At 37.8% G+C, this 11,323-nt stretch carries 11 protein-coding genes and 2 pseudogenes; 4 read left to right on the top strand and 9 right to left on the bottom strand.

Annotated elements, in window-relative coordinates:
- The first annotated feature begins 1,136 nt into the window (after positions 1-1,136).
- Together ACFIKE_RS06550 and ACFIKE_RS06555 are read left to right on the top strand one after the other, a co-directional pair.
- Entirely contained in the window at positions 1,137-1,304 is a 168-nt protein-coding gene (locus ACFIKE_RS06550) for a hypothetical protein (protein WP_375648761.1), read from the top strand.
- A complete protein-coding gene (locus ACFIKE_RS06555; RefSeq protein WP_375648763.1) occupies positions 1,264-2,448 on the top strand; it encodes a hypothetical protein in 1,185 nt (394 codons plus the stop codon). The genes ACFIKE_RS06550 and ACFIKE_RS06555 overlap by 41 nt, the downstream gene beginning before the upstream one ends.
- 407 nt (positions 2,449-2,855) lie before the next feature.
- Here the strand turns inward: ACFIKE_RS06555 and ACFIKE_RS06560 are convergent.
- The 9 genes and pseudogenes from ACFIKE_RS06560 to ACFIKE_RS06600 all read right to left on the bottom strand — a co-directional run.
- Positions 2,856-3,148, bottom strand: a pseudogene (locus tag ACFIKE_RS06560) (inositol monophosphatase family protein); the annotation flags it as partial.
- A gap of 108 nt (positions 3,149-3,256) precedes the next feature.
- Entirely contained in the window at positions 3,257-4,048 is a 792-nt protein-coding gene (locus ACFIKE_RS06565) for an inositol monophosphatase family protein (protein ID WP_015856959.1), read from the bottom strand.
- Between the two features lie 11 nt (positions 4,049-4,059).
- Positions 4,060-4,635: an elongation factor P gene (efp, locus tag ACFIKE_RS06570; protein WP_015856958.1), complete on the bottom strand. Its 576-nt coding sequence runs from the start codon at positions 4,633-4,635 to the stop codon at positions 4,060-4,062.
- Between the two features lie 598 nt (positions 4,636-5,233).
- Positions 5,234-5,535, bottom strand: a pseudogene (locus ACFIKE_RS06575) (helix-turn-helix domain-containing protein).
- Positions 5,536-5,921: 386 nt separating this feature from the next.
- Complete coding sequence (locus ACFIKE_RS06580; RefSeq protein ID WP_375637572.1) at positions 5,922-6,320, bottom strand: hypothetical protein; 399 nt, start codon at positions 6,318-6,320, stop codon at positions 5,922-5,924.
- Positions 6,321-6,950: 630 nt separating this feature from the next.
- A complete protein-coding gene (locus tag ACFIKE_RS06585) occupies positions 6,951-7,319 on the bottom strand; it encodes a helix-turn-helix domain-containing protein (protein ID WP_375648765.1) in 369 nt (122 codons plus the stop codon).
- Positions 7,320-7,922: 603 nt separating this feature from the next.
- Positions 7,923-8,966, bottom strand: coding sequence for a tetratricopeptide repeat protein (locus tag ACFIKE_RS06590; RefSeq protein WP_375648767.1), 1,044 nt, complete (start codon positions 8,964-8,966; stop codon positions 7,923-7,925).
- Between the two features lie 314 nt (positions 8,967-9,280).
- Positions 9,281-9,673, bottom strand: a complete 393-nt coding sequence (locus ACFIKE_RS06595) for a helix-turn-helix domain-containing protein (protein ID WP_375625254.1) — start codon at positions 9,671-9,673, stop codon at positions 9,281-9,283.
- 371 nt (positions 9,674-10,044) lie between these two features.
- Entirely contained in the window at positions 10,045-10,410 is a 366-nt protein-coding gene (locus tag ACFIKE_RS06600) for a helix-turn-helix domain-containing protein (protein WP_375648769.1), read from the bottom strand.
- A gap of 497 nt (positions 10,411-10,907) precedes the next feature.
- Here ACFIKE_RS06600 and ACFIKE_RS06605 point away from each other — a divergent pair, with 497 nt between their 5' ends.
- Both ACFIKE_RS06605 and ACFIKE_RS06610 read left to right on the top strand, forming a co-directional pair.
- On the top strand, positions 10,908-11,096 hold the full coding sequence (locus ACFIKE_RS06605; protein ID WP_375619989.1) for an antitoxin: 189 nt from the start codon (positions 10,908-10,910) through the stop codon (positions 11,094-11,096).
- Positions 11,096-11,323 (top strand): type II toxin-antitoxin system RelE/ParE family toxin (locus ACFIKE_RS06610; protein ID WP_375648771.1); only part of this gene is annotated, 228 nt, incomplete at its 3' end. The genes ACFIKE_RS06605 and ACFIKE_RS06610, both read left to right, overlap by 1 nt.

The following is an 11,323-nucleotide window of genomic DNA, read 5'->3' on the forward strand; positions in this document are numbered from 1 at the left end:
TACAACCTTGGTAATTGCACATCGTTTGGCAACAATTTTAAAAGCTGATCGTATTCTCGTGATGGATAAAGGCGCTCTTGTGGAAGAGGGAACCCATGCAGAACTTGTGGCAAAAAATGGCGTCTATGCTTACCTCGCAAAACTCCAATTTTCACCGGAGTAAGTGATCTTGATACAAGAGCAGTATCTTTAAGGACATAAACAGCACTTTTTTCAGACAGGCTTATCAATTTGAATCTCTCATGGAAAAAGAGGTGCAAGCATTCAGAGGTTTTTCTTTTTAAGGTCTTAACGGGCTGTCCTTTTTTCTGCGCAAGACGGAGCATTTTTATAAAAATACTTCATCTGTGTACAGAATATAAAATGACACCCAGTTAATCTCTATGAACTATTAAGATGTGCAAGGAGTTCTCTTCATAACAGCACTGTCACGTTGATTTAACTGTCACGTTTATTTATAAGAGTAATTCATTGTTTTTCATGAGAGATCATGAATACCATAGGATTTTCTCGTTTCAAATTTAGTTATGTTGTATTAGTTAAAACCATGTCTCTTGTATGTGGCAAGCAGAGAGAACCCGCGTGAATAAAACACTTTAGAAAGAATAAGTCCTCTTCATGAATCGTCTCAAGTTTCAAGGGCTATCACAACGGGGGGCGCTGGCATAAGAGTATGATGGTGCTGGGCTACTTAAAGAAGAACTGATAAATAGGCAGAGAGGCGCTTTTTATTGATGTTATAAAACAGTGCGAACAAAGCACGCAGTTTGTTTTGCTGTTTGGTTGAGTTAAGGTTTTTATTACTTTGAAAATCAATATTTCATGGATCATGCATTTTGAGGGCTTATAAGGCTTTTCTTTAAAGTACATAAATCACTAAAACAGCATTATTAAATACAAATTGTTCTATTTTACCAACAAAAATATCTATATTTTGTGTATTATTTTTATTAAAATATAATATGTAGTGATTTTCAAATCATATATACACATAATGATACAATGTCGAGAAATCGAGAAAAGAGCTGCGTTAAATGTTGGTGAGGTTAGAAGAGAGCAAGAATGGAAGAAGACATAAAATGGGCAATAGCTTTCATAATAGCTACAATTAAGGTCATTTGGAAATGGGGGAAAGAATGTGGGAGCAGAAGATTCGGCGTTATGATTTTGTGCATCATATTGATGGGGAAGTCGTGGTATTTGGGATACTCAGTGGATTTTTTGTTTGGTTTTGCAATGATAGTGTGTTGTGGGGGAAGCTTAATGCTTGCATTGGCAATTTATCAGAACAAGCATTTAACTAAACAACTTGAGCAAAAAGAGCAAGAGTGCGTTGGATATCAAGATATTATTGCACAAGGGGAACAGAGGCTTTTTGCAAAAACTCAAAAAGTATCGCAGGAATGGTTGAAACAATGGGATGAGGGAGTGAAACAGTGGGAAAGAGACGTATTGGGGATAAAAAATCCTAGGGAAGATATGAAATTCAGTGGAGATCGGCTTCCATTGGTAAAGGATATTTGTATTCGAGGGGAGCACGAAGTGCGTTTATTGTACAGACAAGCACTTGAAAAAAAACTTACTTATGAACATTACAAAAAAATATGTAGTCTCTTGGATACCTCGTATTTTAGGAAATTTTTTGTAAAAGCAGTGCGATTAATGAGAATGAATGGAATAACTCTGCAAAAGTTTGTAGATCCTCTTACGAACAAAAAACGGAGTCAACCTACGATGTTATTACTTCATTGGTGGTTATATGTTCTTGATGATATGATTACAGCTGAATGCAAACAGCACCAAAAGGAAAACTTTACAGGGGAGGATGAAAAGAAAAAATTTACAGATACTTTGTGGGACAACATATCTATAAGTATAGAACACAAAGAGATAGAGAAAATGCTAAAGCTTTCGGAATCTTGGTCTGGTGAGTGTACTTTATTATTATATTGTAAAAAGAATGTGTTGTTGTTGTTGTGTGATATTTCCAGTGATTATAAGGCGGCAAGAGAAACTTTCATTTACTATAAGAAGCTTATTAAAACAGTGAAAAAGGGCTATGTTGCTTTTGATAAGGGTTGCCATTCTGTCACAGTTAGAGATGTAATCAATACTTGTAAAGATAATGACACAAATAGAGCAAAAAATCTTTCCATTGTTGAAGGGAATCCAACATTTGAAGCAATTTATAAATTAGGAGCCAGAGAATGGATAAAAGCAGCAAATGAGACATGTGATAACCGATTGATCTTTTGGGAGAAGCTTGTTGAGGAAAAAAAGTTAAAAGAAAAATTAAAAGTTATCTTTGGGGATAAGAAGGTAAAGGCGCTGAAAGAGGCTATTGAAAAAGATAAAGAACAGCTTGCAAGTGAAGTGCAGAAAGCAATTTTGGAAAACAAAGATTTTCATTATTATAAATGTCGTCGGCATTTGATAAACTATTTGTAAAACGGTTGAATAAAGGGGTAGAGAACAGCCCTATGAATCAGTGGTTTTTCTGAAATCTCTGCTATTATGCAGTGGTGGAAAAGACGTGAAAACTCTTAAACATATGCGGCAGTTTTTATGAGAGAGGAGAGTTTTTTCGATCAATGGATAGCGCACTATAAAGAGCATATATTGAGGAGGAAATGGATTGTGTTTTTGTTTTGGGTGCTATAATTGCTTTTTGTGGCTTGTTTGGAGGGGAATTTGAATAACAGAAACGTCAATAAGGTAAGCTGTTGGGGATTGCTTTTGTGGGGGGTATAGCGAGTATATTTTTTATTTGTGATGATGTTTTTGTTAATATCTGATTAGTTATTTCCTATCGTTTTATGTAAAGAAAATTTAAAATTCTCTCTTCATGTGGGTTTTTAAGGTTCTAAGGGTTTTGTAAAAAAACTGTAAGAGTTAAATACTCTTTTTGAGGTTTTTTCTAGTTTGGTGTGAATGTGTTCATTGCCAGCAATGATATTTTTTTGCGGAATATATTGTTGCCTTCTTTATCGGTGACAAAACCACCGGCTTCGCGAACCATCAATATTCCAGCAGCCATATCCCAAATTTGCAGATTATCTTCCCAAAAGCCATCGGTTTTTTCTGCGGTGACATAAGCTAAATCAAGAGTAGCAGCGCTAAGAAGGCGAAGTCCAGAAACTTCCATAAGAGATAAGGTTGCGTGATGAGGGATATCTCTAGGGGATGTTGCAAAGTTGAACTTTTAGCATTGCCTTTTAATTAGCATTGCCTTTTAAAATGACACTACTTCTGAGGTCTAAATGCCTTTTTTGAGGGTTTTTTCTAGTTTGATGCGAATGTGTTCATTGCCGGCAATGATATTTTTTTTGCGGAATATATCGCTGCCGCCTTCTTTATCGGTGACAAAACCACCGGCTTCGCGAACCATCAATATTCCAGCAGCCATATCCCAAATTTGCAGATTATCTTCCCAAAAGCCATCGGTTCGGCCAGAAGCAACATAAGCTAAATCAAGAGCAGCAGCGCCAAAACGGCGAAGTCCGGCAACTTCCGCCATCACATTGCGTAATTCAATAAGATAGGTTCCATGATTTGGGCGACCAAAATGAGGCATACCTGTGGCAATGACACAATCTTCTAGTCTGCGTCGAGCAGAAACGCGACAGCGTCGGTCATTGAAAAAAGCACCACACCCGCGTTCTGCGGTAAAGAGTTCATCACTTACGGGATTGTAAATGACACCAGCAACGATTTTCCCTTGACTTTCTAAGGCAATGGAAACAGCAAAAAAAGGAATGCCATGGAGAAAATTTGTGGTGCCATCTAGAGGGTCAATAATGAAACGATGTTGGGAATCTTCGCCAATGATTTCTTCAGACTCTTCCATTAGAAAACCAAATTTGGGGCGCGCTTTGCTTAATTCATTGAAAATAATTTTTTCCGCTTTGCGATCTGCTTGGCTGACATAATCCGCTGGTCCTTTCAAAGACACTTGCAAATTTTGCACTTCACCGTAATCACGCACCAACGAGCGTCCTGCTTTCATTGCAGCTTGCACCATGACATTCATGACTGCAGAATGGGCCATTTTTTATTCCTTTATTTATCTTTTTCATTTGCGCGACGCAAATAAATCAACTCATTGGTGTCTACAATGATACGTTCACCAGCATTCATAAAGGGGGGAACAAGAATACGAATCCCGTTTTCAAGAATGGCGGGTTTATAAGAGGAGGTAACCGTTTGTCCTTTGATGGCAGGATCGGCTTCCGCAATCGTGACAGCAACTTGATCAGGAAGTGAGATGCCAATAGGCTTTTCTTGATAAAGTTCAACTGTGACAGTCATCCCATCTTGGAGAAAAGCAGCACGTTCACCAACAAAATCCTTTTGAAGTTCAAGTTGTTCATAAGATTCTGAATCCATAAAGACCAAAGCATCCCCTTGTTGATAAAGAAATGTGAAATCCTTTTGTTCAAGGCGCACGCGTTCAACCGTCTCAGCAGCACGAAAGCGTTCGTTAAGTTTTGTACCATCAATTAAATTTTTCATTTCAACTTGGTTAAATGCACCACCTTTTCCTGGTTTTACAGCGTTGCATTTAACAGCAACCCATAAGCTTCCTTGATGTTCGATCACATTACCAGGGCGAATTTCATTGCCATTAATTTTCATCGTTTCTATCCAATTCTATTCTTGCAAAAAGAGCTCTCTTGTTGTCGTTATGGCGCTTTTCTTTGCTGCCTTTAACAGTCAAGCTCTTTTGTTATTTTCGGGCTCAAATTCCTTTGATTAGCCTTGCGGCTCTCTCATGGTCCTGTGTGCTCCATAGGTTTTCTCATGTTTTTTGCAAAGAGAAAAGCTTGAGTAAAAAAAGGACCTTGATGTATTTTTGCTTTTCAGTTCTTTGCAAGACCATAAAAAGCGCTCAGACGCAAGCTTTTTAAAAATTTGCACAAAAAATTTTTAGAATTTTTGGGGATTTTATCCCTTTGTGTCGTAAAATATCATCATTAATGGCAATGATATAATTGATGGCAATGATATAAGTTCCGTAAAACCATGAGGTGTTTTTAATTGAGAATATGTGGTGAATATTTGAGGGTGGCTTGTCCGGATAATCTTGTGAAATGAACCGCATAAAATGGGAAGTTAAAAGAGTTCTGTTCTGAGAAGATGGATTGTTTACCAACTGGATAGGGAAAGGACTTCTGTCCTTTGAGGTGTGGGAGGCAAGTTAAGAACAGAGAGTGTAGCGCCCTATATCATAATGTTAAAAGTTTTCATTCTCATCAGAGATGCGCTGTAAAATGGCTCTCTTTTTTACAGTGGTAAGAGTTCTAAATCTTTTTAAAAGCAGGTATTCTTCTGTGCTCGATGCGATTTCATCATGGTGGTATGGGGGCTGTTGTTTTGTTAAGCGGCATAAAAAAAGGAAACCGGAACATTCAATATATCGGAAATTTCTTTTAAACGCCCTGCGCTGACACGATTTAAGCCGTTTTCATATTTCTGGATTTGTTGGAAAGTAACACCCAAATGTTGACCTAATGTTTTTTGAGACATCTTCAACATTTTTCGTCTAAAGCGAATTTTTTTGCCAATGAATTTGCCATTGAAAATGTCGTTATAAGGATTTTACCGATACCCTAGAAAATGCTACACGGGATATAGAAAGCTCTTCAGCTGCTTCAATCACAGATAGTCCAAGTTTTGCATTTACATCTTCGCGTAACAATTCACTAGGGTGTGGGGCATTTTCATTATTTTTAGTATTCTTCTTTTCTTAAATCTCAAAGCTATAATTTACACTATTTTGTATTGTCACAATCTATAATAAAATTTATCCACTCTGGCTAAAAATGAGGTTTTTTATTGAGGTGCAAATCTCTTTGCCTTTCGCAAGAGCTTTTAAGTCTTTATGTGTAAAATATAGAGAAAATTCACATTAAATAGCGGGTTCATCTGGGCTGAGTACTTATATGAGCACGTGGTTCTCCGTTCACATTATACTGAAGAAGAGACACTATAACTCTACTATTTAATTGTATTCTATAACTCAAATTCACACCCATGTTTTGCTGCTTTTGAGGTTGATCTGTATAGATCACATTATATCCATTCCGTCGCAACAGATTGATAAATAAAGGAGTAAAGCTGTCTGCTGTATTATTTTTCTTTATAAGAAGTGTGGTTGTAGCGGGTGGTAGAGATCTCTTGATATCGCTAATAAATTTGTTAGCGACTAATTGTGCCTGACGCTTTGTAAGACTTTGATCAACATAATTTGATGAATAATTGCCTACAGATGCGCAACCTGCCACCAACACAACCGGTGACAGCAATAAATATTTTAACATCGTTAATTCCCCTTACTTATTGTTGCTCTTTTTTGCGAAGCTCCTATTCCAGAAATAAGAGCAACTTTACTCATCGTTACATTAACAACATATCGGCATCTAATCAATCGGTTAATTAATCAATGAATAATGGTTTCAGCTGTAAAGGTTGCTTGAAGTGCTTCTGGTGGCGTATATTTTAATAAACTGCTGCTTTTAGTAATTATGATAAAAAAGCAATTTTTTGCGTTTGCATGTTAAGATCATGTCCTCTATCACTATTATAAAATGATGTGTTAAGTGTTATTCCAGATTGATCAAAAAAATTTTCAAGCATTGCTTTTTGAGGGCTATCTTTTTAAAATACGCATGAATGCTTATTCTGTTTGCTGTAAAATACTATCGTTTGAGGTGTGGTGCTATAAGACATCAAACTTTGCACATGTGATATTTTCATGAGAATGTGTGGTGAATATATGAGGGGGGCTTGTCCGGATAATTTTGTGAAATGAACCACATGAAATGGGAAGCTAAAAGAGTTCTGTTCTGAGAAGACGGATTGTTTCCCAACCGGATAGGGAAGGGGCTTCTGTCCTTTGAGGGGTGGGAGGCAAGTTAAGAACAAAGAGTGTAGCGCCCTATATCATAATGTTAAAAGCTTTCATTCTGATCAGCGATGAGCTGTAAAATGGCTCTTTGTTTTATCGAGGTTAGAACTCTAAATCTTTTTAAAAGCAGGTATTCCTCTGTGCTTGATGCGATTTTATCATGAGGGTATGGGGGCTGTTGTTTTGTGATGATATCCGCATAGAAAAAGGAAACCGGAACATTTAAGATATCGGAAATTTCTTTTAAACGCCCTGCGCTGACACGATTTAAGCCGTTTTCATATTTCTGGATTTGTTGGAAAGTGACACCCAAATGTTGACCTAATGTTTTTTGAGACATCTTCAACATTTTTCGTCTAAAACGAACTTTTTTGCCTACAAAAAGATCAATATTAAGATTTTTACTTTGCATTTTAAAGCCCCCCGCCGGGTGCGAGCGCCCTCGCGTTGGTATTCCGGGAGTCTAAAAACACTGACCTCGAATCAGCATTTTGCTTTTAGTGCTTAAAGCACCTGGACATAGCAAAATCTCCCGGAATTCCGGGACACCCGCAAAGCGGGGTAAATTTATGTACGAGGTTTCGGGTTTTTAGAGCCCTATTGGTCGTTGCGTATGCGACCAAAACACCTTTCAATTCATAAAGTAATTTCAGCAAATTTACAATAAAAAATAGTTTTTTAATGAGAGTTGGTGTGTTTTTCATCCAAGCAAAAAGAATGAACAAATAGAGCTTTTGGAATTTTCGGATAGCCTAGTTCTTTTGCTTATTGGATATTGTTTGCTTAAGCAAATGATACCAGTGCGTTTTCTTTACCAATGGAAATGTCGTTATAAAGATCTTTGGTTTGCATTTCCCTCCGACGGGGTGCGAGCGCCCTCGCGTTGGTATTCCGGGATCTTGAAAATACTGAACTCAAATCAGCCTTTTTGCTTTTAGTGCTTAAAGCACCTGGACAGTGCAAAAACTCCCGGAATTTCTATAAATTTTATCTTTTTGATGCAGAGAGGAGTATTTTAAAAAACAGGAAGGAGCTTTATTGCTTCTTTGTGCGCTTTTTCTAGTTGTGTTTTGTCCATGCCTTGGAGCATCATTTCAAGATCAGGGGCTTGCATTTTTGCCTCCTTTGCGAGCATATACCATGCCGCTGCCATTATTATATCGCCTTTTGTTCCTGTGCCATCTCGATAAAGCCTTGCAAGGGAAATCTGTGCTGGTGCTATCATGTTGATAGCATTTCTTTGAAGTAAATGAAAAGCACGGGGAAAATCTGTTTCTCCTCCACGCCCCTGTACAAGCCATTGTGCTAAATGAAGTTGAGCTTTTAAGTGGTTGTTTTGAGCCGCTACCTCCATGAGTTTGCGAGCATTGCGATCATCCTTTGGTCGTTTTAACGTGCCTAAGGAAAGAATTTTTGCAGCAGAAAAAGCAGCTTCAGCATCTCCAAGAGCAGCACCTTTTAAGTACAATTTTAAGGCTTGCTCGATTGCTTCATTTTCACGGCTTTGAGAAGAAACACCAGGGAGAGCTTGTTTTTCCTGTGCGGCTTTATAAAGAAGCAGTTGTCCGTAATAAAAATAGGCTTCCTTGACGCCTGCATTGACAGATTTTTGAATGAACTGTTCACCAAGTTCTTGATTTTGTTTTATAAAGTTACCATCAAACAACATAAGCCCATAGCGTAGTTGTGCTTGGGGTTCCCCCTGTTTTGCGGCGCGTTCAAACCATAAAGCAGCACGCGCACCGTCAATAGGGACAGCACATCCCTCCATATAAATTCTGGCAAGAAGAGTTTGTGCAAAAGGATCATTTTTTTCAGCACGTCGGAGTGCTTCACGAAAAGCTTTTAAATAATAACCTTGGATGTAATAGTCATAGGCTTGATCATAGTCTCCAGCTTTTAAGGGCTGAAAAGGTTCTTGAGTGTTTGAAGCTTCTTGAATCGTATTGAAAGAGTCTTCAGAACTTGAGAATTCTTCAGTGTTTCCAGCTGAATTGACAGCAGAACTTGCAAGGCCAAGCACGCCTAAGATAAGCAGCTTCACGCTTCTCTTGATCATGGTGTTTTCTCCTCATTACCGATCAGAACTTTCACATTTTTTTTTCATCATTACAAGCCGTATAAGAATTTCATTTCTATATTACTTTTTATCTCTCAGTTTTTCGTCTTAGTTAAGGTAGGGTTCGGTAAGTTTAAAAAAATAGCATAAATGTTGACGAGAGCCAGACTGTTGAAAATAGTCCTGTTAAAAATAATAATGATAAAGGGTTATTGTGTGTAAAAATGCTTATCGTCTATTATATTAAGGGCATCTCCTCCTAAAATGAAAAAATGCTTACAATGGGGGCTGCTTTTTAAAATACTTATGAATGCTTATGAATAGCGCGCTATCCGTGTGATATTGTTTGCACTCTCATCAGAGATCAGCTGTAAAAAGGCTTTCTTTTTAACCGTTGTGAGAGTTCTAAATCTTTTGAGCAGCAGGTATTCCTCTGTGTTCGATGCGATCTCATCATGATGATATGGGGACTGCTGTTTTGTTAAGATATCCGCGTAAAAAAAGGAAAGTGGAACATTCAAAATATCAGAAATTTCCATTAATCGCCCTGCGCTGACACGATTTAAGCCTTTTTCATATTTTTGAATTTGTTGGAAAGTGACACCTAAAGCGTGTCCTAAAGTTGTTTGAGACATTTTTAGCATTTTTCGTTTTAAGCGAATTTTTTTGCCAATAAAAAGATCAATATTAAGATTTTGAGATTGCATTTTTCCCCGCCGGTTGCGAGCGCCCTCGCATGAGTATTCCGGGAGCTTGAAAACACTGAATCCGAGTCAGCCTTTTTGCTTTTAGTGCTTAAAGCACCTGGACATAGCAAAAACTCCCGGAATTCCGGGATACCCACAAAGTGGGTTCATCTTTACGCTCGGATCTAGGGTTTTCAAGGCCCCTTTTGGTCGTTGCGTATGCGACCAAAACATCTTTTAATTCATAAAGTAATTTTAGGAAATTTACAATAAAAATTAAAATAGTGTCTCTTAACGTGTCGTTTTTTAAAATGGAGGGGTGGTATGTTTTGCATTCAAGCAATAAAGTGTTACAAAGGGGACTTTGAATAGTGCGTGCTATCCGTGTGATGTTAGTTTGCATTCTCTTCAGAGATCAGTTGTAAAAAGGCTTTCTTTTTTACCGTTGTGAGAGTTCTAAATCTTTTGAGGAGAAGATATTCCTCTGTGCTTGATGCGATTTCATCATGGTGGTATGGGGGCTGTTGTTTTGTAATGATATTGGCATAGAAAAAGGAAAGTGGAACATTCAAAATATCAGAAATTTCCATTAAACGCCCTGCGCTGACACGATTTAAGCCTTTTTCATATTTTTGGATTTGTTGGAAAGTAACACCTAAATGTTGACCTAATGTTTTTTGAGACATTTTTAGCATTTTTCGTTTTAAGCGAATTTTTTTGCCAACAAAAAGATCAATATTAAGATTTTGAGATTGCATGTTTCCCCGCCGGTTGCGAGCGCCCTCGCATGAGTATTCCGGGAGCTTGAAAACACTGAATCCGAGTCAGCCTTTTTGCTTTTAGTGCTTAAAGCACCTGGACATAGCAAAAACTCCCGGAATTCCGGGATACCCACAAAGTGGGTTCATCTTTACGCTCGGATCTAGGGTTTTCAAGGCCCCTCTTGGTCGTTGCGTATGCGACCAAAACATCTTTTAATTCATAAAGTAATTTCAGAAAATTTACAATAAAAATAGTTTTTTACTTACAAAATTTGTTTTTTTATGAGAGGTTATCTGCTTCTTAAATCTCTCTGGAATGATTGTCAAAATCATGACATCAGCCCCCGTGTTTTTTGAGAGGGTTAAAAAGCCTTAAGTTTTAAGATCAAAAGAACTTTGGACGCTTAAAAGTTAAACATTTTCAATTCGCTAATATTGACAACATAGCCAAGAGTAATTATCTTCAATACTCAGGAATAGAAAGGACATATATTATGAAGACCACCCTTTCTCCGCTAATTTCAGAGTTCGAAACTGTTGAACAGGAAAGCAGCTACACTGCATGGCTGCGCGATAAGGTAGCGAGAAGTCTTGCAAATCCATATCCTCCTATTCCGCATGATGAGGTTATGGCTGAAATGGAAGTTATAATCAGTCAGCTTGAAGCTGAACAGGAAAAGTGATGCTTCCGATTGTTTGGTTGTCTTCGGCGCGCGACGATTTGCGTCAGATTTTAACTTATATTGCTCGCGAAAATTCATCTGCTGCGCGCCGAATGAAAAGGTTTTTGGAAGCATCCGTACTGCCATTGGCTGAACATTCATATTTATACAGACAGAGTGAGAAGGTATTAGGATTACGAGAAATTGTAGCGCATCCAAATTACCTTATATTGTATCGAGTAGCTGCA

The sequence above is a fragment of the Bartonella sp. MU70NMGDW genome, assembly GCF_042194085.1.
Classification (GTDB): domain Bacteria; phylum Pseudomonadota; class Alphaproteobacteria; order Rhizobiales; family Rhizobiaceae; genus Bartonella; species Bartonella grahamii.

Bases quoted from the DNA above. Each gene is read 5' to 3' on its own strand.
- ACFIKE_RS06550 (WP_375648761.1), top strand. From the start codon at position 1,137: ATGTGGGAGCAGAAGATTCGGCGTTATGATTTTGTGCATCATATTGAT.
- ACFIKE_RS06555 (WP_375648763.1), top strand. From the start codon at position 1,264: ATGCTTGCATTGGCAATTTATCAGAACAAGCATTTAACTAAACAACTT.
- ACFIKE_RS06565 (WP_015856959.1), bottom strand. From the start codon at position 4,048: ATGGCCCATTCTGCAGTCATGAATGTCATGGTGCAAGCTGCAATGAAA.
- efp (WP_015856958.1), bottom strand. From the start codon at position 4,635: ATGAAAATTAATGGCAATGAAATTCGCCCTGGTAATGTGATCGAACAT.
- ACFIKE_RS06580 (WP_375637572.1), bottom strand. From the start codon at position 6,320: ATGTTAAAATATTTATTGCTGTCACCGGTTGTGTTGGTGGCAGGTTGC.
- ACFIKE_RS06585 (WP_375648765.1), bottom strand. From the start codon at position 7,319: ATGCAAAGTAAAAATCTTAATATTGATCTTTTTGTAGGCAAAAAAGTT.
- ACFIKE_RS06590 (WP_375648767.1), bottom strand. From the start codon at position 8,966: ATGATCAAGAGAAGCGTGAAGCTGCTTATCTTAGGCGTGCTTGGCCTT.
- ACFIKE_RS06595 (WP_375625254.1), bottom strand. From the start codon at position 9,673: ATGCAATCTCAAAATCTTAATATTGATCTTTTTATTGGCAAAAAAATT.
- ACFIKE_RS06600 (WP_375648769.1), bottom strand. From the start codon at position 10,410: ATGCAATCTCAAAATCTTAATATTGATCTTTTTGTTGGCAAAAAAATT.
- ACFIKE_RS06605 (WP_375619989.1), top strand. From the start codon at position 10,908: ATGAAGACCACCCTTTCTCCGCTAATTTCAGAGTTCGAAACTGTTGAA.